The 25,614-nt window shown below is 57.8% G+C and carries 24 protein-coding genes; 12 read left to right on the forward strand and 12 right to left on the reverse strand.

The window, feature by feature from the left end:
* Positions 1–7 precede the first annotated feature (7 nt).
* The 5 genes from C5F52_RS12075 (at position 8) to C5F52_RS12095 (ending at position 7,209) form a co-directional block, all read left to right on the forward strand.
* On the forward strand, positions 8–316 hold the full coding sequence (locus C5F52_RS12075) for a DUF2160 domain-containing protein (RefSeq protein WP_104798622.1): 309 nt from the start codon (positions 8–10) through the stop codon (positions 314–316).
* Positions 317–404: 88 nt separating this feature from the next.
* Positions 405–2,135: an ABC transporter substrate-binding protein gene (locus C5F52_RS12080; RefSeq protein WP_104798623.1), complete on the forward strand. Its 1,731-nt coding sequence runs from the start codon at positions 405–407 to the stop codon at positions 2,133–2,135.
* 76 nt (positions 2,136–2,211) lie between these two features.
* Positions 2,212–3,780, forward strand: coding sequence for a glycerol-3-phosphate dehydrogenase/oxidase (locus C5F52_RS12085; RefSeq protein ID WP_104798624.1), 1,569 nt, complete (start codon positions 2,212–2,214; stop codon positions 3,778–3,780).
* A gap of 34 nt (positions 3,781–3,814) precedes the next feature.
* Positions 3,815–4,681: a YbgC/FadM family acyl-CoA thioesterase gene (locus C5F52_RS12090; RefSeq protein WP_104798625.1), complete on the forward strand. Its 867-nt coding sequence runs from the start codon at positions 3,815–3,817 to the stop codon at positions 4,679–4,681.
* 68 nt (positions 4,682–4,749) lie between these two features.
* Positions 4,750–7,209, forward strand: a complete 2,460-nt coding sequence (locus C5F52_RS12095) for a Lon protease family protein (RefSeq protein ID WP_104798626.1) — start codon at positions 4,750–4,752, stop codon at positions 7,207–7,209.
* Between the two features lie 20 nt (positions 7,210–7,229).
* On the opposite strand, the gene C5F52_RS12100 is transcribed toward C5F52_RS12095, so the two are convergent.
* Positions 7,230–8,156: a folate-binding protein YgfZ gene (locus C5F52_RS12100; protein ID WP_104798627.1), complete on the reverse strand. Its 927-nt coding sequence runs from the start codon at positions 8,154–8,156 to the stop codon at positions 7,230–7,232.
* A gap of 50 nt (positions 8,157–8,206) precedes the next feature.
* On the opposite strand from C5F52_RS12100, the gene mltG reads away from it, so the two are divergent.
* From mltG to C5F52_RS12125, 5 genes are all read left to right on the forward strand, one after another.
* Positions 8,207–9,220, forward strand: a complete 1,014-nt coding sequence (gene mltG / locus C5F52_RS12105; RefSeq protein ID WP_104798761.1) for an endolytic transglycosylase MltG — start codon at positions 8,207–8,209, stop codon at positions 9,218–9,220.
* Between the two features lie 32 nt (positions 9,221–9,252).
* On the forward strand, positions 9,253–9,915 hold the full coding sequence (gene tmk, locus C5F52_RS12110) for a dTMP kinase (RefSeq protein WP_104798628.1): 663 nt from the start codon (positions 9,253–9,255) through the stop codon (positions 9,913–9,915).
* Positions 9,912–10,931: a DNA polymerase III subunit delta' gene (locus C5F52_RS12115; RefSeq protein WP_104798629.1), complete on the forward strand. Its 1,020-nt coding sequence runs from the start codon at positions 9,912–9,914 to the stop codon at positions 10,929–10,931. Before tmk ends, C5F52_RS12115 begins: the two co-directional genes overlap by 4 nt.
* Before the next feature lie 85 nt (positions 10,932–11,016).
* On the forward strand, positions 11,017–11,811 hold the full coding sequence (locus C5F52_RS12120) for a TatD family hydrolase (protein ID WP_104798630.1): 795 nt from the start codon (positions 11,017–11,019) through the stop codon (positions 11,809–11,811).
* Positions 11,808–12,470: an ankyrin repeat domain-containing protein gene (locus C5F52_RS12125; protein ID WP_104798631.1), complete on the forward strand. Its 663-nt coding sequence runs from the start codon at positions 11,808–11,810 to the stop codon at positions 12,468–12,470. The genes C5F52_RS12120 and C5F52_RS12125 overlap by 4 nt, the downstream gene beginning before the upstream one ends.
* A 144-nt stretch (positions 12,471–12,614) precedes the next feature.
* On the opposite strand, the gene C5F52_RS12130 is transcribed toward C5F52_RS12125, so the two are convergent.
* Positions 12,615–13,028, reverse strand: coding sequence for a MarR family winged helix-turn-helix transcriptional regulator (locus C5F52_RS12130; RefSeq protein WP_201747007.1), 414 nt, complete (start codon positions 13,026–13,028; stop codon positions 12,615–12,617).
* A 50-nt stretch (positions 13,029–13,078) separates the two neighbouring features.
* On the opposite strand from C5F52_RS12130, the gene C5F52_RS12135 reads away from it, so the two are divergent.
* Positions 13,079–13,342, forward strand: coding sequence for a hypothetical protein (locus C5F52_RS12135; RefSeq protein ID WP_201747008.1), 264 nt, complete (start codon positions 13,079–13,081; stop codon positions 13,340–13,342).
* A 4-nt stretch (positions 13,343–13,346) separates the two neighbouring features.
* On the opposite strand, the gene C5F52_RS12140 is transcribed toward C5F52_RS12135, so the two are convergent.
* Both C5F52_RS12140 and C5F52_RS12145 read right to left on the reverse strand, forming a co-directional pair.
* Complete coding sequence (locus C5F52_RS12140; protein WP_104798632.1) at positions 13,347–15,755, reverse strand: penicillin acylase family protein; 2,409 nt, start codon at positions 15,753–15,755, stop codon at positions 13,347–13,349.
* A 15-nt stretch (positions 15,756–15,770) separates the two neighbouring features.
* Positions 15,771–17,210, reverse strand: a complete 1,440-nt coding sequence (locus tag C5F52_RS12145; protein ID WP_104798633.1) for an aldehyde dehydrogenase family protein — start codon at positions 17,208–17,210, stop codon at positions 15,771–15,773.
* Positions 17,211–17,345: 135 nt separating this feature from the next.
* Between C5F52_RS12145 and C5F52_RS12150 the strand changes: the two genes are divergently transcribed.
* A complete protein-coding gene (locus C5F52_RS12150) occupies positions 17,346–18,302 on the forward strand; it encodes a metal-dependent hydrolase (protein ID WP_104798634.1) in 957 nt (318 codons plus the stop codon).
* A gap of 30 nt (positions 18,303–18,332) precedes the next feature.
* Here C5F52_RS12150 and C5F52_RS12155 read toward each other — a convergent pair whose 3' ends face one another.
* From C5F52_RS12155 to guaA, 8 genes are all read right to left on the reverse strand, one after another.
* Positions 18,333–19,262: an LD-carboxypeptidase gene (locus tag C5F52_RS12155; RefSeq protein WP_104798635.1), complete on the reverse strand. Its 930-nt coding sequence runs from the start codon at positions 19,260–19,262 to the stop codon at positions 18,333–18,335.
* Positions 19,263–19,294: 32 nt separating this feature from the next.
* On the reverse strand, positions 19,295–19,978 hold the full coding sequence (locus tag C5F52_RS12160) for a methyltransferase (protein WP_104798636.1): 684 nt from the start codon (positions 19,976–19,978) through the stop codon (positions 19,295–19,297).
* 3 nt (positions 19,979–19,981) lie between these two features.
* Entirely contained in the window at positions 19,982–21,070 is a 1,089-nt protein-coding gene (gene tadA, locus C5F52_RS12165; protein WP_236657844.1) for a tRNA adenosine(34) deaminase TadA, read from the reverse strand.
* A complete protein-coding gene (locus C5F52_RS12170; protein WP_104798637.1) occupies positions 21,067–21,747 on the reverse strand; it encodes an FMN-binding negative transcriptional regulator in 681 nt (226 codons plus the stop codon). The genes tadA and C5F52_RS12170 overlap by 4 nt, the downstream gene beginning before the upstream one ends.
* A gap of 67 nt (positions 21,748–21,814) precedes the next feature.
* Positions 21,815–22,072 carry a translation initiation factor IF-1 gene (gene infA / locus C5F52_RS12175; RefSeq protein WP_100133080.1) on the reverse strand — a complete coding sequence of 86 codons (258 nt, stop codon included), beginning with the start codon at positions 22,070–22,072 and terminating at the stop codon, positions 21,815–21,817.
* Positions 22,073–22,244: 172 nt separating this feature from the next.
* On the reverse strand, positions 22,245–22,433 hold the full coding sequence (locus C5F52_RS12180) for a hypothetical protein (protein ID WP_104798638.1): 189 nt from the start codon (positions 22,431–22,433) through the stop codon (positions 22,245–22,247).
* Positions 22,434–22,546: 113 nt separating this feature from the next.
* Positions 22,547–23,800 carry a putative Na+/H+ antiporter gene (locus C5F52_RS12185; RefSeq protein WP_104798639.1) on the reverse strand — a complete coding sequence of 418 codons (1,254 nt, stop codon included), beginning with the start codon at positions 23,798–23,800 and terminating at the stop codon, positions 22,547–22,549.
* 106 nt (positions 23,801–23,906) lie between these two features.
* Positions 23,907–25,523: a glutamine-hydrolyzing GMP synthase gene (gene guaA / locus C5F52_RS12190; protein ID WP_104798640.1), complete on the reverse strand. Its 1,617-nt coding sequence runs from the start codon at positions 25,521–25,523 to the stop codon at positions 23,907–23,909.
* Positions 25,524–25,614: the final 91 nt, after the last annotated feature.

The following is a 25,614-nucleotide window of genomic DNA, read 5'->3' on the forward strand; positions in this document are numbered from 1 at the left end:
AACTGCAATGTTTGAATGGATGGCTTGGACCACCCCCGTGGCCGTATTTTTTGGCTGCATCGTGCTGATGATCGCGGGCATGACCGTGTGGGAAATCAAATCGCCCACGGTGATGCGCAAAGGCTTTTTACCCATGTCGACCACCCGAGGCGACCGTTTGTTCATCGGCCTGTTGTCGGCCGCGTACGTGAACTTGGCATTTGTCGGCATCAGCGGCTGGCTGGGGCAAGCCTTGGGCTTAGACGGGGACCCGTCGATTTGGTTCAGCTTTGTGGCGTCCATGATCTTGTTGGTTTGGATCATGCGCAAAGGCTGACACACGTTTTCTAGAAAAGGACGGCTTGTTTTCCCCTGGAGCCGAAAGTGCCTTTGAAACAGGGGTATTCAAAAATGAGGAGATAGAAATGAAGTTGCGTTACAGCGTCGTTGCAGTGGCAGTTGCCTGCTCACTGTCGTCTCAAGGTTGGGCCGATGAAGCCGCGGCCAAGAAGTGGATTGACAGCGAGTTCCAACCCTCCACCTTGAGTAAAACCCAGCAAGCTGCCGAGATGAAATGGTTCATCGACGCGGCCAAGAAACTTCAGGCCAAAGGCGTGAAGGAAATCTCGGTGGTGTCCGAAACCATCGCGACCCACGAGTACGAATCAAAAACTTTGGCCAAGGCCTTTGAAGAGATCACCGGCATCAAGGTCAAGCACGACCTGATCGGCGAGGGCGATGTGGTGGAGAAACTGCAAACCTCCATGCAATCGGGCAAGTCGATTTACGACGGCTGGATCACCGACTCCGATTTGATCGGCACCCACTACCGCTACGGCAAGGTCATGAACTTGACCGACTACATGAGCGGCAATGGCAAAGAGTGGACCAACCCTGGCCTTGACATCAAAGACTTCATTGGCACCAGCTTCACCACCGCCCCAGACGGCAAGTTGTATCAGTTGCCCGACCAACAGTTTGCCAACCTGTATTGGTTCCGCGCCGACTTGTTTGCCAAGCCTGAATTGAAAGCCAAATTCAAAGCCAAGTACGGCTACGAGTTGGGCGTGCCCCTCAACTGGAGCGCCTACGAAGACATCGCTGCCTTCTTCAGCAACGATGTGAAAAACATCGACGGCAAAGCCATTTACGGCCACATGGATTACGGCAAGAAAGACCCCTCGCTGGGTTGGCGTTTCACCGACGCTTGGCTGTCCATGGCCGGTTCGGCTGACATCGGCATTCCCAACGGCAAGCCTGTGGACGAGTGGGGCATTCGCGCCTCGGCCGACGGCTGTACCCCCCAAGGCGCATCGGTCGCGCGCGGCGGTGCCACCAACTCGCCCGCTGCCGTGTACGCCCTCACCAAGTACGTGGACTGGATGAAGCAATACGCGCCCAAGGAAGCCATTGGCATGACCTTCGGCGAAGCCGGCCCTGTGCCTGCACAAGGCCAAATTGCACAGCAAATCTTCTGGTACACCGCCTTCACGGCCGACATGATCAAGCCCGGTTTGCCCGTGGTGAATGCCGACGGCACACCCAAGTGGCGCATGGCCCCAGGCCCCAACGGCCCGTATTGGAAGCAAGGCATGCAAAACGGCTACCAAGACGTGGGCTCATGGACCTTCTTCAAAGGCCATGACGAAAGCAAAACCGCTGCGGCTTGGCTCTATGCCCAGTTCGTGACGGCTAAAACCACGTCCTTGAAAAAGACCATCGTGGGCTTGACGCCGATTCGTGAGTCCGACATCCAGTCCAAAGCCATGACCGACATGGCGCCCAAGTTGGGTGGTCTGGTGGAGTTCTACCGCAGCCCCGCCCGCGTGGCGTGGACGCCCACCGGCACCAACGTGCCTGACTACCCCAAGCTGGCTCAGCTGTGGTGGAAAAACGTGGCGGTGGCTGTGACGGGTGAGAAAACACCGCAAGCCGCGATGGACAACTTGGCCAACGAAATGGACGACGTGATGGCACGCTTGGAGCGCTCAGGCATGGCCGTGTGCCCACCCAAGCTCAATGCCAAATCTGACCCCAACAAGTGGCTCAGCGACAAGGGCGCACCTTGGAAAAAATTGGCGAATGAAAAGCCAAAAGGCGAAACCATTGCGTACGACTCGTTGTTGAACGCGTGGAAGAACGGCAAGGTCCGTTAAGCCCCGTGGCCGTGTGGATGCACATTCACACGGCCCTTGTTAACCCCAATTGAAGACTTCTGGAGCGCTCGTTTTTATGCCGACTCACGCACAGCCGTTGCCGACGCGCCGCGAAGACCTCGTTGCCCAGCTAGACCCCAACACGGTCTATGACATGGCCATTGTGGGCGGTGGTGCCACGGGTTTAGGTCTGGCCTTAGACGCAGCCTCGCGCGGTTACCGCGTGGTGTTGGTGGAGTCGGACGACTTCGCCAAAGGCACCTCGTCGCGCTCGACCAAGTTGGTGCATGGCGGTGTTCGGTATTTGGCGCAAGGCAACATCGCCTTGGTGCGCGAAGCCCTGCACGAGCGCAGCACCTTGCTGCACAACGCACCGCACATTGCACAACCTTTGCCATTTGTGATGCCGTCCTACGCGTGGTGGGAAAAACCCTTTTACGGCATCGGCTTGAAGATGTACGACGCCTTGGCGGGCAAATCAGGCTTGGGGTCTACCGAGTTTTTGTCACGCCAAGAGACCGTGGCGTGCTTGCCGGCGGTGCAAGTCAACGGCTTGCGCGGTGGCGTGAAGTATTGGGATGGTCAATTCAACGACGCCAAATTAGCGCTGGCCTTGGCGCGCAGTGCCGCGCTTGAAGGCGCGTTGTTGCTCAACTACATGCGGGCCGTGCGGCTGCGCTACACCGACGACAAAATTTCTGGCCTGCATGGCGAAGACACGCTCACAGGCCAAACCCATGACATCCAAGCGCGCTGTGTGGTCAATGCCACAGGCGTGTGGGTCGATGCCTTGCGTGAACAAGACGGCACCCCGCAAGCGATGGTGGCGCCCAGCCAAGGCGTGCACATCGTGGTGGACAAAAAGTTTTTGCCCGGACACGCGGGCTTGATGATTCCTAAAACCGCCGATGGTCGCGTGCTGTTTGCCGTGCCTTGGTTGGGCAAAGTGATTTTGGGCACCACCGATACACCGCGTGACGATTTGGCCAAAGAGCCTTTGGCGTTTGAAGAAGAAATCGATTTCATCTTGCAAGAGTCTGCCCGCTACTTGCAACACGCCCCGCAGCGCAGCGATGTGAAAAGCATTTGGGTGGGCTTGCGCCCGCTGGTCAAGCCCCCGCAAGACGAAGGCGACAACACCAAAGCACTGAGTCGCGAACACACGGTGTTGGTCAGCCGCTCGGGATTGGTCACCGTCACAGGCGGCAAATGGACCACCTACCGTGCGATGGCAGAAGACGTGCTGCAAAAGTGTTTCGACAGCGCGTTGATGGTGCCTCGACATGACGCCATGACCGAACACCTGACACTCGTGGGCGCTGACGTGCGTGCACCGGTGTCCATCTGCGAGCCCGAAGGCGTGCATTCGTACGGCAGCGAGCAAGGGTTACTCGCGCAATTGCCAGGGGCACAAAACTGGCTCACCCCCAGTTTGAGCGAAGCCATGGTGCGTTTTGCCGCACGCTACGAATATGCGCTGCGGGTAGAAGATGTGTTGGCTCGCCGATCCAGGTTGTTGTTTTTAGATGCCCAACGCGCGGCCCACATCGCACCTGCCGTGGCCGACATCTTGCAGTCCGAAACCGGCGTTGACCCCGACGTGCAAGGCTTTTTGAAACTGGCGGCGCAATACACGCTGGCGTGAAAGTCGGGGCGGCGGCGTCTGGTAAATTGCGCCCATGCCTACCACCCGTCAAGACTTTCGTTTGTTCCACCGCCTGCGCGTCCGCTGGGCCGAAGTGGACATGCAAAAAATTGTGTTCAACGGCCACTACTTGATGTATTTCGACACCGCCATGGCCGATTACTGGCGCGCCTTGGCGCTGCCGTACGAGCACACCATGCATGCCCTAGGCGGTGACCTGTACGTCAAAAAAGCCAGCGTCGAGTACCACGCCTCCGCACGGTACGACGACCAGCTCGATGTGGGGCTGAAATGCCAACGCATCGGCACCTCGTCTATCCAATTTGTGGGCGCTATTTTTTGTGGCGAGCAGCTGCTCATCAACAGCGAGTTGATCTACGTTTACGCCAACCCCGCCACACAAACCTCGCTGCCAGTGCCGCCCCGTTTGCGAGACATCTTCTTAGGCTTTGAGGCGGGTGAGGCTGTCACGCAGTGCCAAGTTGGCACATGGCAAGACTTGCAAGCCCATGCCAGCGCTGTACGCACAGAAGTGTTTGTGCAAGAGCAGGGCATTGCCGCTGAAGAGGAGTGGGACGACGCCGATGCCACCGCCGTGCATGCCGTGGTGCGCAACGGCTTTGGCTTGCCCTTGGGCACAGCGCGCCTCTTGCAACCCGAAGCCGGTGTGGCGCAAATTGGCCGCATGGCCGTCACGCGTTTGTTGCGTGGCTCGGGTTTAGGCCAGCAACTGCTGCAAGCACTGATGCAACAGGCGCGCGCACGCGGCGACCATGAAGTGCGCTTGCACGCCCAACGCAGCGCCCAAGGTTTTTACGCCCGCCAAGGGTTCGCCAACCACGGCGAACCCTTTGATGAAGTGGGCATTGCGCACATTGAAATGCGCCTCGCGTTGGGTTAGCCGTCACCGCGCCTGACAAGGCCTGTCAAGGGGTGGTCAAACGCGGCAGAGCTTGCTACGCTCAACCCATGCCTGACCAACATCTGAACGCCAACCAAGTCACCCAGCTTGCCCCCTCCGATTTGCGCCTCACGGTGGACCCGCCAAGTTTGGGGTTTACCGACACCTCAGAATTGGTGCAGTTGGCACTGCCTTGGATCGGCCAAGAACGTGCGCAAGAAGCCGCGCGTTTTGGGCTCTCCATGGCGCAGCCCAATTACAACTTGTTCATCTTGGGGGAGGTTGGCACGGGCCGCACCACCTTGATGACGCAGTTGATGACGGAGGTGGCGGCACAACGCGCTGTGCCACCTGACCTGTGTTACCTGCATAACTTTGAGGCCCCGGAGCAACCCCGCGCCTTGAGGCTGGCTCCTGGCGAAGGGCGCGTGTTTCGTCAGTTGATGACGCAATTCTCCAAATCTTTGCAGTCTCAAATTCCCAAACGCTTGTCGGCCCCTGACGTCAAAGCCAAAAATGACGCGTTGAAAACCACGGTCAAAGCGCAAGAAGATGCGGCCTATGCCGAGTTGACCGCCTACGCCAAAGCACGTCACTTCGGACTCATGCGCGATGAAGGACGGCTGGTGTTCACGCTGCGAGATGACAAAGGTGAGCCGGTGACGGCCAATCAATCGCTGTTGCTGTCGCCCGAAAAGCGGCTTGAAATTGACAAAGCCGAAGATGCGTTGCTCGCTGAAATCAACCGTTTCTTGGAAAAGTCTCAGGCCATGGAGCGCGAGCTGAACGAGCAATTGGGGGTGTTACGGCGTCAAATGGTCAAACCCTTGCTCACGCAAGAGTCGCAAAGGGTGATGGATGCCCTGAACAAAAAAATCGATGACCGCAGCGACAAAGAAGTCCTCAAACTCGGCATTTACCTCGACCAAGTGCAGCACGATGTGCTGGAAAACTTAGAGCTGTTCATGCCCCTCTCTGACGATGAGGCGCGCCTTGAGGCTCTGGACGCTGTGTTGTCGCGTTTCCGTGTGAATTTGGTGGTCGATAACCACGATTTGGTGGGCGCCCCTGTCATTGTGGAAGACAACCCACTGTTCCACAATCTGTTTGGCAGCATTGAATACGAGACCGATGAAGATGTGTTGGTGACCGACTTCTCGCGAATCCGTGCAGGCAGTTTGCTCAAAGCCCATGGCGGCTTTTTGATGTTGCATTTGCGCGATCTGCTCAGCGATGAGCCGGTGTGGGGCAAGTTGCGCCGCTTCTTGCGCAGTGCACGCTTGCAAATCGAAGAGCCTGGCATGGCAGCTGCCCCCATTGCTGCCGTGTCGTTGCGGCCCGAGGCCATCCAAGTGGATGTGAAGATCGTTTTGATTGGCTCGATTGAGGCTTATTACGCCGTGCAAGATGCCGATCCTGAAACGGCCGAACGCTTTCGTTGCAAAGTCGATTTTGCAGAAACGTTCAAAGCCACATCGGCGTCCAACCGATCCATCGCCATTTTTGTGGCGCACACCTGCCACCGCTTGAGCTTGCTGCATTTTTCAGCCGCGGCGGTTGCCGCACTGATTGAAGAAACCCACCGAGAAGCGGAAGATCAAACCCACCAAAGCGCTGTGTTCGCCAGCACCGAAGCCTTGGTGATTGAGAGCAGCGTGATCGCGCAAAAATCAGGCGCAGCATGCGTTCAAGCGCAAGACGTGCGAGCGGCCAAACTGGCCCGCATACGCCGACACAACTATCCCGAAGAACAGTTGCAAGAAATGATCGTCAGTGGCGAACGTTTGCTGACTGTGACGGGCGAGCGCGTGGCCCAGGTCAATGGTTTGACGGTGCTCGATTTGGGGGACTACCAATTTGGTTTTCCGATCCGCATCACGGCCTGCACGCACGCGGGCGAAGAAGGTTTGTTGAACATCGAGCGTGAGGTCAAACTCTCGGGCCCGATTCACGACAAAGGGGTGTTGATTTTTCACAGCTATTTGTCCGTGCTGTTTTCACACATTGCGCCCTTGGCCTTCAACGCGTCGGTGGTGTTTGAACAAGAGTACAGCGGCGTCGAAGGCGATTCGGCATCGTGCGCCGAGTTTTATGCCCTGCTGTCGAGCCTGTCGGGTTTGCCTTTGAAACAAAGCATCGCGATCACTGGCGCGATGAATCAGCATGGCGACATGCTGCCCGTCGGGGGCATCAACGAGAAAATCGAAGGTTATTTCCGCAGCTGTGAATTACTGGGCCTTGATGGCCAGCAAGGTGTGTTGATACCCAGCCGCAACCGCCACCATTTGATGCTGGACCCGCGCGTGGTCGAGGCTGTGAGGCAAGGGCAGTTCCACATCTACACCGCTGAACGCGTGAGCGATGGCATGAGTTTGCTCACCGGCATGACCTTTGGCGCGCGTGACACTGGCGCTTATCCGCCAGAAACAGTGCTGGGCCGCGTACAGAAAACTTTGGAAGACTACCGACTCGCGTGCAACAGCGTGGGAGCGGGACAAAAGCAAAGGACAGCCTCTGCCGATGTGTAGGCAGATGGCGCGTTACAAAGTTAAATGTCGTCGCGAAGTAGATAAGGCAACGGCAACAACTGCAACACGGGGCCTTGCGCTGCACCTAAATGCAACGTGCTGTTTTCAGTCGCCGCCAGTTGTAGCTCCGCAATCGCCACGCAGACCGCGCCGTGTTGGGCGGCTTGTGCAACCAAGCCACAAGGCTGCGTGGCATTCAAACTTGAAAACACCTCTTGGCCTGCAGTCATCGGCACCGTGCTTTGCACGATGAAAGCGCGGCGCTTCAAGGAGCCTCTGAATTGGCTGCGCGCCACGATCTCTTGGCCGGGGTAGCAGCCTTTTTTGAAGTTCACACCGTCGACCGATTCGTAATTGAGCATTTGCGGCACGAAGGCTTCAAAGGTCGCTTGTTCCACCCACGCAATGCCGCTCATCACTTCACCGACTTGCCACAAATCAGCGCTGAGTGGGGTGCCCGCAGGGGCCACCGCATCCATAGGTGCAAGCCACAAAGCGCGCGCTTGACCCAAAGCGGGGTAGAGGGTCAGGACATCTGCCGCGCCTACAGCGTGGCGTTGCCAAGGCTCAACTGTCAACAGGGGCACCGCGTCACCCGCCAAGCCCAGCAGCTGAAACTCGTCGCTGGCATCGCTCAATTTGGCTTTGGCGCGCATCACAAACATGGACAGACGCTTGATGGTTTGGGCCATCAAGTCGCGGCGGCAGATCAACAACACATCTTCGGCACTGCGCTTGTAGACCACAAAGCTGGCTTGCATGCGGCCTTTGGCGTTGCAAAAGGCAGCCAAGCGGCACTCGCCGGCTTTCATCAACAGCACATCGTTGGTGAGTTGGTTGTGCAAAAAGCTGGCCGCATCGGCACCGACGGCGCGCATCACGCCGAGGTGCGGCAGGGGGCTGACGCCAGACAAGGGCGTGGCGAGGTCAAAAACGGGTGTAGACATGGCTGAATTATCATGCCCGCTTCATTCAACACGTTGGAACTAGGGTTGTGATCAAACTGCTCAAGCGCATCTTTTTGACCTTGCTGGTGCTGTCGCTCTTGACGGGCGCGGCCGCCAGCTGGTGGGTCTTGCGACCGCTGCCATTGGCCAAACCAACCGTTGACGTGTCGATTGCGCCGCAAACGCCCGTGCGCGGCATCGCCCAAACGGCCGTGGAATCAGGCATTGCGGTGCAACCCGAGTTGCTTTACGCCTTGTTTCGCCTGAGCGGCCAGTCGCGCAAATTGCGTGCGGGCAGCTACGAAATCACCGAAGGCAACACGGCGCTGGATGTGCTGCGCAAACTCACCCGTGGTGAAGAAAGCCTCAAAGCCGTGACGCTGATTGATGGCTGGACGTTTCGCCAATTCCGCGCCGCGCTGGACAAGGCTGAGGGCCTCAAGCACGACACCCGCCAACTCAGCGACAGCGAATTGATGGAAAAACTGGGCCTGCCCGATGTGGCGCCCGAAGGCCGGTTTTTCCCCGACACCTACACCTACGGCAAAGGCACGTCTGAGCTGCATGTGATGCAACGTGCGGCCAACGCGATGGTCAAGCAATTGGCGGCTGCATGGGGCCAACGTGCCAGCGGCTTGCAGGTCAAAACACAAGAGCAAGCCTTGATTTTGGCCAGCATCATCGAAAAAGAAACGGGCCGCGAGAGCGACCGCACCACCATCAGCCGGGTGTTTCACAACCGTTTGGCCATCGACATGCCGCTGCAAACCGACCCCACCGTGATTTATGGCTTGGGCGAATCGTTCGACGGCAACCTGCGCCGTGTGGACTTGCGGACCGACCATCCGTGGAACACCTACACCCGCAAGGGCCTGCCCATCACGCCCATCGCCATGCCAGGGCGCAACGCTTTGCTGGCCGCGGTGCAGCCCGCTGACAGCCGCGCTTTGTATTTTGTGGCACGCGGCGACGGCACCAGCGAGTTCAGCGCGACGCTCGACGCACACAACGCCGCCGTGAACCGGTTTCAGCGCCGGGCAGCGAGCCGGCCCGAGACCCCCTGAGACGCCTTGAGTCGCAGGCAAAATAGCAGGCTATGAAAAATACTGGGCTGTTCATCAGTTTCGAAGGCATCGACGGCGCGGGTAAATCCACGCACATCGACGGATTGGCTGCGGCCTTCAAGGCCCAAGGCCGTCACGTCACGCTCACACGCGAACCCGGCGGCACGCCGCTGGCCGAGAAGCTGCGCGACTTGGTGTTGCACGACGCGATGGACCCGCTGTGCGAAGCGCTGTTGATCTTTGCCGCCCGACGCGACCACTTGCAAAACGTGATCGAACCCGCCTTGGCGCGCGGCGATGTGGTGCTGTGCGACCGCTTCACCGACGCCACCTTTGCCTACCAAGGCAGTGGACGCGGTTTTGATTTGGCGGTGTTGCAGCAACTGGAATCGTGGGTGCAAGCGCTGCCGCAAGGCCTCGCGGGCAACTCAGCCACGGGCTTGCGCCAACCCGACGTGACCGTGTGGTTTGAGCTAGACCCTGCCATTGCCGCCGAGCGTTTGGCCGGTGCACGCGTGCCGGATCGCTTTGAATCACAGCCCGTGGCGTTCTTCCAAAAAGTGTCCGACGGTTATGCCCAACGCGCCGAGGCTGACCCACAACGCTTTGTGCGCCTCAACGCCGCCCAATCCCGCGACGCGGTTTGGCAGCAATTGGCGCAGCACTTTGTGCAACGCGGCTGGTTGTCCGCATGAGCGACACCTCTTCTGCAGTGCGCCCGGTGTTGAGCCCGTGGCTGCAAGGCCAACTCACCACCTTGTTGGCACGGCGCGGCCATGCGTGGTTGTTGCAAGGGCCCTCGGGCTTGGGCCAATACACCTTGGGGCTAGAACTGGCGCGCGCTTGGTTGTGCGAACAGCCCACGCCGCAGGGCGCTTGTTACCAATGCCGCAGCTGCCACAGCGTGGACGTGCGCACCCATGCCGATTTGTGCACCTTGATGCCCGAAACCTTGGCCTTGGCGCTGAACTGGCCCCTCGACGAGAAAACCCAAAAAGACCTCGACGACAAAAAACGCAAACCCAGCAAAGAAATTCGTGTCGAAGGCGCTCGCCAAATGGTGACCTTCACACAGCAAACCCGCTCGGGCGGCACCACCAAAGTGGTGTTTGTCTATCCGGCCGAGCGCATGAACCATGTGACGGCCAACACCATTTTGAAAACCTTGGAAGAACCGCCCGGCGAAACCCGCTTTGTGTTGGCCAGCGAAGCCTCGCACCAGTTGCTGCCCACCATTCGCAGCCGCTGCCAAACCCACACCATGGTGTGGCCCAGTGAAGCCGAGTCGATGGCTTGGCTGCAACAACAGGGCGTGCCCAACGCCGATGCTGCCGTTTTGCTGCGCGCCGCAGGCGGTCGCCCTGAAGACGCGCTCGATTTGGCCAACAACGGCTTGAAGGCCGCGCACTGGGCCAGTTTGCCGAAGGCCGTGTTGCGCGGTGACGTGAGCGCGGTGTCTGACGCCACGCCGTCGCAGGCCATTGCCATGCTGCAAAAGCTGTGTCATGACCTGCTGGCCGTGCGCACCGGCGCTGAACCACGCTTTTTCATGGCCGCTGATTTACCTGCCGCGGGCACGGTATCGTCCCTCACGCAATGGTCTAAAGATTTGATGCAAGGCGCACGCACCTCCGAGCACCCGTACAACCCAGGCTTGATGTTTGAGGCTTTGGTTGCCCGTGCACAAACAGCGTTGCGAGCCAAAGACTGAACCCAAAGCTAGCCAAAACTAGGCAGCAAACCAACTACTCTCGCTCCATTCATTCGCGATCACAACGCCTATCTGCTCAAAACCCATGTTCACCGACTCCCATTGCCATTTGAATTTTCCCGAGCTGGCTGAAAATATCCACACCATTCGCGACGACATGGCCAAGGCGCACGTCACGCGTGCGTTGGTCATCAGCACCACCTTGGAGCGTTTTCCCGAAGTTCACGGCCTTGCCACGCAGTTTGACAATTTCTGGGCCACGGTCGGTGTTCACCCCGATAACGAAGGCGTGCAAGAACCCACGCTGGACGACTTGCTGACCCGCGCTCAACTGCCACGCGTGGTGGGCATTGGTGAAACCGGTTTGGATTACTACCGTTTGGGCGACCGCACCGTGGCCGATATGGAATGGCAACGCAACCGCTTTCGCGTCCACATTCAAGCCGCGCAGCAAACCCAACTGCCGTTGGTCATCCACACCCGCAGTTCCTCGGCAGACACCGTGGCGATTTTGAAAGAGCAGGGCGAAGACGGCTCAGCGGGCAGTGCAGGGGGCGTGTTTCATTGCTTCACCGAAACGGCAGACGTGGCCCGTGCCGGCTTGGATCTCGGGCTGTACATCTCGTTTTCAGGCATCTTGACCTTTAAAAATGCCCAAGATTTGCGTGACGTGGCCAGCTTTGTGCCCATGGACCGCATCTTGATTGAGACCGACAGCCCATACTTGGCGCCCGTTCCGTACCGCGGAAAAACCAACAATCCGTCTTACGTGCCGTTTGTGGCCAAGCAGATTGCCGACATCAAAGGCCTGCCCATTGAAGCCGTGGCTGAGGCAACCAGCCGTAATTTTGACCAGTTGTTCAAGGCTGTTTTGAAATGAAGTTTTACTTTAAGCACCTTGCCTATCTATTTGTTTTCATTGGTTTTTCATCGGCCAATGCAGGCTCGTACGATGACTTTTTCAAAGCCATCCACTTTGACCAAGTGCAAGAGGTTCAAAAGCTACTGAGACGCGGCATCGACCCGAATTCACCCAACGAAAAAGGCGTGCCTGCGCTGCTGGTAGCCCTGCAATCGGGCTCCAACAAAACAGCCGTGCTCTTGGCGCAAGAGCCTCAAACCCGCGTGGAAGTGAGCAATCCAAACAACGAGTCGGCCTTGATGATGGCCGCCATCAACAACCAACTGGAAGTGGCGACGGTGTTGATTGAGCGCGGCGCCGAAGTCAACCGCAAAGGCTGGACACCGCTGCATTACGCCGCCACACGCGGCCACATTGCCATGATGCGCTTGCTGCTCGAAAACAGCGCCTACATCGACGCCGAGTCACCCAACGGCACCACGCCGTTGATGATGGCTGCCTATTACGCACCACCTTTGGCGGTGAAACTCTTGCTGGAAGAAGGCGCCGACCCCACGCTGCGCAACCAAGCCAAAGCCTCGGCGTTGGACATGGCCTTGGCCAACGAGCGCAAGCAAAGTGCGTATTACCTGAGAGCGTTTACTGTGGCTTGGGAAATTAGGGAAGCTGGGGAGTGATGAATCGTGCCGTTGGGTGCATTGGGTGATTGCCAACCCAATGTATGAGTTGACTCATTTATAAATTCGCTTGCTGTAATTTAACTTTACATAATATACATCGTATGAAATTAAAATGAAGTTCAAGCAGCCAAACATTCAACCTTAACCACTCTGAACCTTGCTCAAACTTCGCATGACTTTCAACCATCCCACCACAGCTTCTGGGCCAGCGCCCTCAAACGCTGCGAACACCTGCTGGATCTGTGTGCCCGTTAACTGCGCTTCCAACTGCATGCCTGCGGCTGTCAAAGCCAACAAACGCAAGCGTTTGTCATGTTCCGCCGTGCGAATTTCAACCAAATCCATGCCGATGAGTTGCCGCAAAGGTGCATTCAATGCCTGTTTGGTGACGTTGAGTGTTGCCAACAAGGTGTTGACCGTGAGCTGTGGGCGTCGCCCTACAAAATACAAAATGCGGTGGTGAACTCGGTTTAAACCACGCTGTTCAAGCATACGGTCAGGCTGCTCCGTGAAGGCACGGTAACCAAAGTACAGCTGTTCAATGGCTTGGCGCAACAAGTCTTGCCAATCACTACCGCCAACGCCGTGACGCTTTTGAGGCGGCCTTGCAGCGCCACTTTGGCGATCTCGCGACCTGGGAAAAGCCCCCAGGTGGCCTGTTCTTTTGGCTCACCCTCAACCGCTGCATCGACACCCGACGCGTGCTGCCGTTGGCGATTGAGCAAGGCGTGGCCTTCATGCCTGGCGAGCCGTTTTTACCCTTTGAAACGACCGGCTGCGGTCAACTGCGTTTGAACTTCAGCCACGCCAACGAAGTGCAGGCAGACGAAGGTTTGCACAAACTCGCCGCCTTGATCCGTCACATCTGAAGGCTCAAGGCGTGAGGGTCAATTGATGTGCCACCACTTTGGGGCTCAAACGCAAATCACGGTATTGCCCCCTCGCCCAGCTGTCTTTCATGTCACGGTAGTTCGCGCTCCAGACCAAACCACTTTGGCCCGTTTGGTAGATGAACTGTGACTGCTCCAAATCCGACAAGTCGTACACCGCACGCATGGACGCCGCGTGGCGATTGGCAAAAGGCATGTACTTTTCGCCGGGCCAATACTGGCCCACGTTGACGGTGAAAGGGTCACCATCGGACGGCTCTTTCACGTTGAACATCTCGCGCAGGAACGGCACTTGTCCAAAGGGCCTGTGTGTGCTCAAGGCCACATGTTCACGGCCCCAACGCCAGTCGGCAGGGGTGTTGCCTTGCAGAACAGCGATGCGGTCTAAGGCGCGGTCTAGCGCGGCGGTCGATTGCTCGGCACAGGTTTTCGGGGCACACCAAGGGCTGTTTGGCTGACGCATCACGTTTTCAAGAAACACCCGAAAGTTGCGTTTGCCGTATTGGGCTTTGAAGGTGTCGGCGCCCAACTGGGGCTCAATCAAGCCGCGCGTCAGCTCATCGGCCCAGACCGACACCAGCAAAGGCGCGGGCAAATTGGCGCTCATGCGGCCATCGAAACCGTCCAAGGTTTTGAGCGCTTGCGCAGCCAACGGGTGCTGCGATAGGGTGGCTTTGAGCGCGGGCAACAAGGTCAGGGTCGACAAAGACAAGGCATCGTTTTGCAGCGCTTGCATGTCCGCGAAACTGTGGCGAGGCTTGGCGCTCAAGACTTGCTCGATGCGGTCGTACCGGTGGGGCGCGGTCCAGTCTTGTCCTAAAAAGTGGGCATAGCCCGGCGCTGTGATGCGTTGGTTGGCGGTCGCCACCCAGCCCTTTTTACCATCGTCTTGGGGCATCTCGGCGTAGGGAATCCAACCGTCCCAGTCATAACGCGCGTCCCAACCCGGAGAGGGTGCCACGCCTCGGATGTCGTTGTTCGCGCGACGCAGCGGCACACGCCCTGCGGCTTTGTAGGCAATGCGCCCTTCTCTATCGGCCATCACAATATTTTGCGTGGGCGATTGGTTGTCGGCATACGCGGCAATCAGTTCCGGCACGTTCTTGGCCTTGGGAACCTTGAAGCCGCTGGCCAAGGTGCGATTGTCGGCGTCCAAGGCGGTCCAGCGCAGGGCCAGCACAAAACGCGACAGGTCCAGCACCTCGCCATGCGAGGCTTGGGCATCACTGATGACGGGGCCATGCCGCGTGCTGCGCACCACCTGCGTCACGCTGGGTTGGCCTTTGACCGCGATGGTTTCTTGCCGCGTTTCGAATGCTTGCCAGCCGGTGGGCGTTTTGTAGCGGGTCGGATCTGCTGGATCGATTTGCTCCAAGTACAAATCTTGCACATCAGGGCCGGTGTTGGTGAAGCCCCAAGCCACATGTTCGTTGCGGCCTAACACCACAAACGGCAAGCCCGGCAGGCTGGCACCGATGACGTTCAGATCAGGCGCTTGCAAATGGGTGTAATACCAAATCGCGGGCGCACTCAAGGCCAAATGCGGGTCGTTGGCAAGCAACGGTTTGCCCGAGGTGGTGTGCGAACCTGCCACCACCCAGTTGTTGCTGCCCCGCCCTTCGTTGAAGCCAGGCTCACCGACCACGGGCAACGACAGCGAGGTCTTCAAACCCCCTGCACTTTTGTACACGCCCAAGCTGCGGTAGAGCTGCGCCAAGTCCACGCCCGAGGCTGGTTTTTCGCCGGGGTACGGCGGGTAAAGCTGCCACAGCTGCTCGGTGCTCAAGGTGCGCGCCGCAGTGAGGCGGGCAAACTCGTTGCCCCAATTGCCACCTAAATCAAGCGCCATCACGAAGGACCAAGCCACGCTGTCAATAGGCTGCCAAGGCTTGCCCGAGGTGCCACCCGGCTCGGTGCGCATCAAAGCGAACTCAGGCGGCAAACCTTGCGGCCGGTTGGCATGAAAGCTGTTGATGCCGTCGCTGTAAGCCTGCAGCTGATCGCGCACCTCGGCGGGCAAGTTGTCGTATTGACGTTGCGCCGCTTGCATCAGCCCCAGCGTGCGCATGAGCTTGTCGGTGGGCAGCGTGACCTCGCCCAAAATTTCAGACAACTCGCCATGCATCAAACGGCGGTTGAACTCCAGTTGCCAGCTGCGATCTTGGGCATGTGCAAAGCCCAAGGCAAACGCCGCATCACGGCTTGATTGCGCTTGGATGTGCACGACATCGTCGGCGTCACGGTTGATCTGCACGCGCTGACTCAGTCCCGCGACCTTCAACGCGCCATCGACCATGGGCAAGGTGTGAAACACCCACACCCCAAATGCAGCCCCCAAAGCCAGCAGCGCTAGCAGAAGGAATTGGGCAATTCTTTTCAACCAGCGCGTCATAGGTGGGCTTTCTGTTTAAGGGGTGGCGGGCTTGAATTGGAGCGCTTTGAACTCCAAAAATTCTTCAAACCCGAACTTACCATTTTCGCGGCCATTGCCCGACTGCTTGTAGCCACCAAACGGCGCGTTGCTGTTGAACGGCGCGCCGTTGATGTCCACCTGACCGGTGCGAATGCGGCGTGCCACGGCCACCGCGTGCGCTTCGTCGTTGCTCCACACGCCGCCGCCCAAACCGTAAATGCTGTCGTTGGCAATGCGAATGGCGTCGGCCTCGTCAGCGTAGGTGATGATGACCAACACGGGGCCAAAGATTTCTTCTTTGGCCAAGCTGTCGGTCGCTTTCACGCGCAGGATGGTGGGCTGCACAAAGTAGCCTTTGTCGAACGGTGGCTTTTGTGGGCCACCGGCCACCACTTCGGCGCCCTCTTGAATGCCTTGTTCAATGAAGCCGATCACGCGGTCACGCTGAGCCGCGCTGACCAAAGGCCCTAAGCGTGTACTCTCGTCCAAACTGGGGCCGAGGGTGAGTTTGGCAATCGCTGTTTGCGCGATCTTTTTGGCTTCTTCGTAGCGCGACTCGGGCACCAACATGCGGGTGTGTGCCGAACAGGTTTGACCGCTGTTCAACATGCACGCCGAAATGCTGCCTTTGACGGCTGCTTCCAAATCGGCATCGGGCAAGATCAGGCTGGCCGATTTACCGCCCAACTCCAGCGCCACACGCTTGATGCTTTGTGAGGCCAACTCGCCCACACGTTTGCCAGCGCGGGTGGAGCCCGTGAAGCTGACCATGTCCACCTCAGGATGACTGGCCAACACCTCGCCCACTTCGGGGCCTGTACCGTTGACCAAGTTGAACACGCCCGCAGGCAAGCCCGCCGCATGGATGATTTCGGTCAAAATCATGGCGTTGATGGGCGCGATTTCGCTGGGCTTTAACACCACGGTGCAACCTGCGGCCAAGGCAGGCGCTACCTTCAAAGTGATTTGATTCAACGGGAAATTCCAGGGCGTGATGCAACCCACCACGCCAATGGGCTCGCGTACCACCAGCGAGTTGCCCACTTTTTCTTCCCACACAAAACGACGCGCCACTTTGGCCGCATTGCCCCAGTTGAAAACGGGGCCACCCACTTGAATCATCTTGGCGAGCTTGATGGGCATGCCCACTTCGCGAGCGATGGCGGTGCCCATGTCATCGGTGCGGTCCTTCAGGCCCTGCACAATTTTGTCGATGTAGCCGCAACGGGTTTCAACCGGCAATTGCGACCAGCTGTCAAACGCGGCACGCGCCGCCAACACCGCTTGCTCGGCCTCGGCACGGGTGCCTTGGGGCACGGTGGCAAACACCTCTTCGGTGGTGGAGTCATGCACCTCAAAAGTCTTGCCAGATTGCGCTTTGACCCATTGGCCGTTGATGTAGTGGTCGGTGTACGTGTGAACGGAATGCGTCATGTGCCTGCCTGATGGTTGCAAAAGTTGCAATATAGTACATTTTTATCGACCGATCGGTCGGTGAATTCCCTGAATTAAAGTGCACATTGGCGCTAGCCACAGAGGACATTCAGGAATGCTGATAATGCAGCCTCTATGCAACACAGCCACACGCCCTCGCCTCCATCTGCACAACACGCAGAGCCTCAGCACACGCCAACGCCGCTCAAATTGACGGTGCGCCGCTTGGGCGTTGACTTGTCGCAGGGCTTCAGCCGTCACTGGAATGGCGGCGATGCGTTTTTGACGGCCTACTGCAATGCCTTATCCATGAGTTTTCCGGTGGGCGAGCAGTTCTTTGTCGACTCGGTAAAAGCCGCCCTCAAAGCGCTGCCTGACATCCCCGAGAATGCTGCGCTGCGTGAAACTGCCAAGGGTTTCATCGGCCAAGAGGCCACCCATCGCCGACTGCACACGCTCTACAACGACCATTTGCTCAAACAAGGTTTGCACAACGCTTGGGAGCCACGCACAGTGAAGCGAATTGCACAAGCACACCAAGATTTTTTCAGCAAAAGCGACAAACCCTATTTGCACATGCTGGCCGTGACGGCCGCGTTTGAGCACTACACCGCCATCTTCGGCGACCTTACTTTGGAAGACTTGGATGGCCCCGGCGATCTGTTTGCCAAGGCCGAAGAACCGCTCAAAACCCTGTGGCGCTGGCACGCCGCCGAAGAGTCCGAACACAAAACCGTGGCCTTTGATCTGTACCAGCGCTTAGGCGGCAACCACGCATGGCGTTTGCGGTGGTTCACGTTTGTGTCGGTTCAATTCACGCTCGACATCATTCGGCAAACGGTCAACAACCTGTGGCATGACAAGACCTTGCACAAGCCGTCCACATGGTGGTCGGCCTTGAAGTTCACATTTGGCTCGCACGGGTTGGTGTGGCGGGTGGCTAAGCCCCTGTGGGCCTACCGCCGCAAAGACTTTCATCCGAACGATGTGGGCTCACCCACTGCTGCTGCCTCTTGGCTAAGCGGTCATGCCGACCGCTGGACGGCAGTCGGCGCGTCAGCCAGTCTGGCGACAGCTTCTGCCCAAAGTTAAAGCTGCGTGCTAACGGTGCGCGTCACGCGATCAGTGATTGCCGTGCGCCCACAAGAGCAGCGCATCACGGTCTTCCACCACCAAACTGACTTTTTGGCCCACAGGCAGACACAGCTTGGTGGCCACATGGCCGAAGGGTAAATCGGTCAGCACAGGCACTTTGAGCTGGCTGCGCAGCTTGTCGACCACGGTTTGCAACTTGAAGCCTTTGTCGTGCGGCGTGAGTTTGAAGTTGGTGAATTGCCCCAGCACCACCGCTTTTTGCTGCGCCAACACACCGGCATGCAACAACTGCGTCAGCATGCGTTCAATGCGGTAGGGGTGCTCGCCCACATCTTCTAAAAACAACACGCCGCCTTTGATGTGCGGAAAATATGGCGTACCGAGCAAGGACACCAGCACCGCCAAGTTACCGCCCCACAACACCGCGTCTTGTGCCCACACGCCGGGGCGACGTTGGGCCAAAGCCTCGGCACAGCGGGTCGAAAAGTGCCAACCTGCGCCCTCGCCCTGCCCGCTCACCATGTCGTCAAAACAGGCTTCCATGATGTCGTCGGGCTGCTCGGCCCCAAAGTCTTCGCCTAGAGCGGGCCCCGCCCACGAGATGGCGCCGGTCTGAGCCAACAACGCGTTTTGAAACGCCGTGAAATCACTCAAGCCCACAAACTGCGTGCCTTTGGCGATGGCCTTGGCCACGGTTTTGTATTTGATCTGCGGCAAGATCCGCGTGAGGCCGTAACCGCCGCGCGAGATCAAGGCCACGTCGGCACCGCTGGCTGCAGCACGGTGAATGGCGGCCACGCGGGTGGCATCGTCGCCCGCAAAGCGCGTGAAACGGCTGAGCGCGTCGGCGTCTAACTCCACCTCGTGCCCGAGTGTTTGGAGGCGTGCCACGCCACGTTTGAAAGCTGCTTTGTCGCGCACTGCGCCGCTGGGGGAATAAATGTAGATATGAGCCATGCCTGAATTGTCGTGGCAATTCAGAGGCCGATTCACCCTGCGTCGCGTTTGTAATGCAGCAAGCGCCCGCGGTAGCGACTGAGGTCTTGCAAAGGCTCATTCATCAGCAACTCGGTGACCGAAAACCCCATGCGCGCCATGTCGCGGTGAAAGGCGCTGCGGTTGCCGCGGTTGGGGTCCACGATCAGCACCTCGGCCCCGTCTGCGGCGTGCTCTTGGATGAAGCCCGACAGCTGCGCGGGATGGTTGCGCTCGTACAGCACGTCGCTGGCAATGAGCAAATCAAACTGACCCAGCCCAAGGTTGATGCGGCCCCAATTGCCTGTTTCGTAAGGCAGCGGCGGCAAGGCGTTCAAGCGCAGATTGGCTTTCAAAAAGAGCTCGGTCAGCGGGTGGCAATCGCTGGCGGTGACGTTGCCTTCTCGCCGGTGCACCACCAAGCTGGCCAAGGACAAGCCGCAGCCCAGCTCCAAGACGCGTTTGCCCTTGAGCTCCCAGGTCTGCATCAAGTCCGCCAGCTTTTGGGCCGATGGCCACACCAAGCCAAACAAGGGCCATGTGGCCGATGAAATGCCAGCCGCCAAGGCCAGCCCGAATGGATCGCTGAATTGCTGCTTGTCGAGCAAGGAGCGAATTTGCAAATCAGCCCCACCTCCTACACCCACCCTCTGAAACTTGACGTCGTAACCGAGGGGCGATGCGGGGGGCTGGTGCATGTTTTAACTTTGGGGTGTGGGTGGTTGCTTGACCGGTGGTGGCGTGGCCAACAAGGCACTGAACGCGCGTAAAGCGCGCGGACCGGCACGGTGCCCTGTGTCTGGGTAAGGCGCATCACGCAGCGCAGGCGTCAGGGCGCCAGAGGTGCTGTGCCACTGCACGCGCAAAGGCTCACCTTGGTGCGTTGACCAAAGGGCCTGTACCGCATGAACCAACGGGGCCATGCTTGGTGGTGCATGCAGGGCAACGGGGGCGGGTTGCACTTGCGCCAAAAATTCGAACAGCACTTGGGCGTGCCAAGACAAGTTGTGCGCTTTTTCTTTTTTAGGTTTGTCCGACATGCCAAAGCCAGGCAAATCCAAGGCAATGGCGGGATGTGAACCGCCTAACTCTTGCGAATAAACGGCGCTCCAATCGTCAAGGCCATGCAGATAGATATCGGGGGCGGCTTGTGAGGTGATCGGTGCTTTGCGGTTGTCAAACCAGTGCAATCGCAAGCCATTCAAAGCGGGTAAATCGGTGGTGAAGCAAGACAGGTCCGTGGGCAAGTTCAAGCCTTGCCAAGCGCTGTCTGGGGTGCGCAAGGCGTCTTCTCGCAATGGGGTTTTGTGCAGCTGTTGTTGCACCCGCCGGTCTTCAAAGAAGCGCTGCAAGGTGTGCGCACATTCAGCGGCCAACACACCGCCTGTGACCTCGGTGTGATGGTTCAGTTGTGGGTAGCCAAACACATTGAGCACCGAGCCCGCTGCACCCGTTTTGGGCTCTGAGGCGCCAAACACCACGCGCTTGAAGCGGGCATGCAAGGCCGCGCCACTGCACATGGCACAGGGCTCTAGCGTCACGTACAAGGTGCAATCGTCGAGCCGGTAATTGCCCAACGCTTGGGCTGCGGCGCGCATGGCGTTGACTTCAGCGTGCGCAGTGGGGTCGATTTGGCTCAATGGCGCGTTGTGGCCTGACGCCAGCACCTGCCCTGCCCGCACCACCACGGCGCCAACCGGCACTTCACCCGCCTCAGCGGCGGCTTGCGCTTGTGCCAACGCGAGCCGCATGAACGCGCGGTCGTCGTCTGGCGAGATGTCGTGGCTCATGAATGCTCGGGACGCTCAGTGACTCCGCTCGCCCCCATGGAACCGCGGGCATCAGCGTCTACGATGACCATGCCCAGCGCGACCATCCACGCGGCCAAGGCCTGCTCGTTCGCATTGCCATGTAGGTAAGCGGCGTGCATGGCCGCGTGCGATTCCGGGCGGTGTTGGTTGAGTTTGAGCTTGCATTGCACATCGGTGATGCGCAGCTCAAAAGCCACGATGCCACTCAGCATTTTTTGTTGGTAATCGGCCTCTAGCCCACGCCATTGGGCGGCGTAAGGCGGCTCGTGGTCGCCAATGAGTTGTTTGAGCAAGCGGTCTTTGGCTTGTGGCTCGTCGACCAACGTGGCTTCGACGCGTGCGTGTACGGCCACATAGCTCCACGTGGGCACACGGACCAAGTCTGGGTACACCTTGGGCGACATATAGGCCTGCGGCCCCATGAACGTGACCAAGGCCTGAGGGCGAGCTTGCAGATAACGCCAATGCGGATTGGCTTTGGCGCAATGCCCAAGTAGCACGTGTTGCGCGTTGCGGTGCGTCAGGTGCAGCGGCAAATGCGTGACGAAGGGAAACGCCTCGTCGTCCACGCTGATCAGACTGGCGAACGGATGCGCACGCATCACACGCCATGCATGGGCTTCGTCTTTTGGATTGAACTGCGGCGGCAAGTACACGCGATGTGCCTCAGTGAAAACAGGTGGTGCTCAAGCGTGATTGGCGACCACCTTCAAATGAAAACGCTCAGAAGCGGCGTTTGACTGCGGGGCCTGGGCCCTTGCCTTCGATGTGACGGAAAGTCACACGGGCCTTGTTCATGTCGTAAGGAGACAGTTCGACCGTGACTTTGTCACCTTCGATGATGCGGATGCGGTGCAGACGCATCTTACCGGCGGTATATGCGATCAGTGAGTGACCGTTTTCTAAGGTGACGCGGTAACGAGAGTCGGGTAAGACCTCGTGCACGACACCCTTCATTTCGATCATTTCTTCTTTGGCCATGTACTAGGAGTTCTCAAATTAAAAAAAGGAGCCCCAAAACTGGGGCAAAAAACCAAGAACGCGACCTGCGTCGCGTCTTGTTTCAAGTCTTCGATTGTAGGTCGTTTAAGTCAGACGTTCAGAACCGCGCTGCCGCGGTGCTTTCAACGCCTGAAAGCCAGCCAAAAATGGGCTACTTTTTGAACATTTTCTGGATGACGCGAAAAACTGCGTACCCCGCGATCACAGCGAAAACGATGCACACCACAAGTTCGACCTTGGTCAAGTGGGTCACGAACACTTCAATGTGGTCGTACGTGGACAACGGGGTGTTGACCACGGGGTTTTCTAAGCGGTATTTTTCGTACTGACCGTTGTCCATGTTCAAGGCGCCTAAAGCTGTATCAAATTTAATAGGTCTACATCATAAGCTGTTGATTTAAAACATCTTATTTGAAAGGATTTGTCACTTCCTCACACTTCGTTCCATTTAAATTACAAACAAGCCAAAGCGACCATAGCCACCAACGTCGGAAATAACGCCCCCAGTAGCAACCCCCCGGCGCCAATGGATGCGTCGGCAAAGCCTGCACGTAGCAGCGCCACACCTGCGGGGTTGGGTGCGTTGGCAATCACCGTGAGGCCACCACCCGCCACCGCACCTGCGACAAGGCTATATTTGGCTTCGTCAGAAATATCCAAAATTAGCGAACCCAAATAAGTTAAAGCTGCGTTGTCGGTGAAGGCGGTCAGCACCGTGGTGCTCAAAAACAAAGTTTGCGGTCCCATACTGGCCACGATGGGTTGCAGCCACCATTGCTGCATGCCGCCTAACACCACCAAACCCGCTAAGAAAAAGCCCACCAACAACGCTTCTTTCAAAATGAGCGGACTTTGGTAGCGCTCATACGCTTGCGCGAAACCCATAAACATGACAAACAAACCAATGAATGCCACAGGGTGATGCGCCATCGCCACAACGGCTGCTAAGAAAGCCAAATGCACCACCACAATAGATTTAGGGATAGGTTCTGGCACAGTCTCAACAGAAGAATTAACGCCCAAGTGATTGCGAAAAAGATACACAGCCGCCGTGGCGTTAACCAACACAGCCACTGCCGCCTTCCAGCCAAATTGCGTGAACATGAATGCACTGTCCCAATTCCACGCACCAGCGACCATCAGCACAGGTGGAGCAGCAAAAGAAGTCAATGTGCCACCAATGGAAATGTTCACAAACAGTACCCCCAATGCCAAATACTTCACCCGTTCAGGCACTTGGGAGCGAAATATTTGCGGGGCCAGCATCAAGGCGGCAATGGTCATCGCTGCAGGTTCGGTGATCGCAGATCCGAGCAAGGGCACCACACACAAGCCCAACCAAACCTTAGCCAGCGAAGCACGCACTGGAATTAAGCGGGCTAATGTGTCAACCATAGAAATTACAAAGGTCAAAATTGGCTTTGAAGCCGCTACCACCATCACCACAAAAACGAAAAGTGGCTCGGTGTATTGACGTGATTCCGCATAGGCCATGGCTTCTGTTCCGTCTTGGAACCAAGCCATCGTCAAAATCAGCACGCTGGCCCAAAAGCCAAACACGACCTCAACTTCACCTAACAAGTGAAACAAACCAGCATGTTCAGGATGGCGGTGAGATAAACGTTCAAAAAATTTGGCCGTGAACGTGTGAATCAGAGCAACTGCAAATAAAAAAGCAGCCACCCACTCCATAGAGATAGGGGTCATGGTGAAGACGCAAGTAAAAATGCGTGGCGGCCCGACCGACGCGAAACCTGCTTATTCACCATTGAATAAACACCCTTTTTAATTTCAAGTGATCAAAACGAACCCGTCATTCCCACTCGATCGTCGCCGGTGGTTTTGAACTCACGTCATAGGTCACTCGGTTGATGCCACGCACTTCGTTGATGATGCGGCCGGACACTTTCTTGAGCAGCGCATAAGGCAACTCGGCCCAGTCGGCGGTCATGAAGTCGCTGGTTTGCACGGCGCGCAGGGCCACCACGTAGTCGTAGGTGCGGCCGTCGCCCATCACGCCCACGCTCTTGACGGGCAAGAACACGGTGAAGGCTTGGCTGGTCAAGGCGTACCAAGATTTGCCTGTGGCTTCGTCTGTGAAGTTGTGCAGTTCTTCAATGAAGATGGCGTCGGCACGGCGCAGCAAGTCGGCGTATTCCTTTTTCACTTCACCCAAAATGCGCACGCCCAAGCCTGGACCTGGGAATGGATGGCGGTACACCATGTCGTGTGGCAGACCCAAGGCCACGCCCAATTCGCGCACTTCGTCTTTGAACAGTTCACGCAATGGCTCCAAGAGCTTCAAGCCCAATTGCTCAGGCAAGCCGCCCACGTTGTGGTGGCTCTTGATCGTCACAGCTTTCTTGCTCTTCGCGCCGCCGCTCTCGATCACGTCTGGGTAAATCGTGCCTTGGGCCAAGAAGGTAGCGCCTTTATGCCCACCATCGCCCGCTTTGAGCTTGGCCGCTTGCTCTTTGAACACATCCACAAACAAGCCACCGATGATTTTGCGTTTGGCCTCTGGCTCGCTCACGCCCGCCAATTTGCCCAAGAACAAGTCGCTGGCATCCACGCGAATCACATGCGCGTGCAACTTGCCCACAAACATGTCCATCACCATGTCGCCTTCGTTCAGGCGCAACAGGCCGTGGTCCACGAACACACAGGTGAGTTTGTCGCCAATGGCACGGTGAATCAGGGCTGCAGCCACGGAGGAATCCACGCCGCCGGACAGACCCAAGATAACTTCTTCGTCACCCACTTGTTTGCGAATCGCAGCCACCGCTTCTTCGATGTAGTCACCCATGATCCAGTCTGGGCGTGTGCCGCAAATATCCAGCACAAAACGGTTCAACAAGGCTTGACCTTGCACGGTGTGCGTGACTTCGGGGTGGAACTGCACCGCATAAAACTTGCGTGCTTCGTCGGCCATACCGGCGATGGGGCAAGCAGGCGTCGAGGCCATGACCTTGAAACCTTCAGGCAGCTGGGTCACTTTGTCGCCGTGGCTCATCCACACTTTCAGCATGCCGTGGCCTTCGGGTGTGTTGAAGTCTTCAATGTCTTTCAGTAAAGATGTGTGCCCGTGGGCACGCACTTCGGCGTAGCCAAACTCGCGTGTGGTGCCCGCCTCCACCTTGCCGCCCAACTGGGTGGCCATGGTTTGCATGCCGTAGCAAATGCCCAACACGGGCAAACCCAGCTCAAACACGGCGTCAGGCGCGCGGTCGTCCACCTCGTACACGCTGGCGTGGCTGCCTGAGAGGATGATGCCCTTCAGGTTGCCGTCTTTGGCGTACTCGCGCACCCAATCGCTGGTCACGTCGCAAGGATGAACTTCACAGAACACATGGGCCTCGCGCACGCGGCGGGCGATGAGTTGGGTGACTTGAGAGCCGAAATCGAGGATGAGGATTTTTTGGTGCGACATAAATAAAAAAGGGCCGTCAAGTGGCCTAGGCCGTTATTGTCTCAAAAAACAAAGCCACCCCGAGGGGTGGCTTGTGTAGGGGTACAAAACA

It is taken from the genome of Limnohabitans sp. TS-CS-82 (assembly GCF_002943475.1).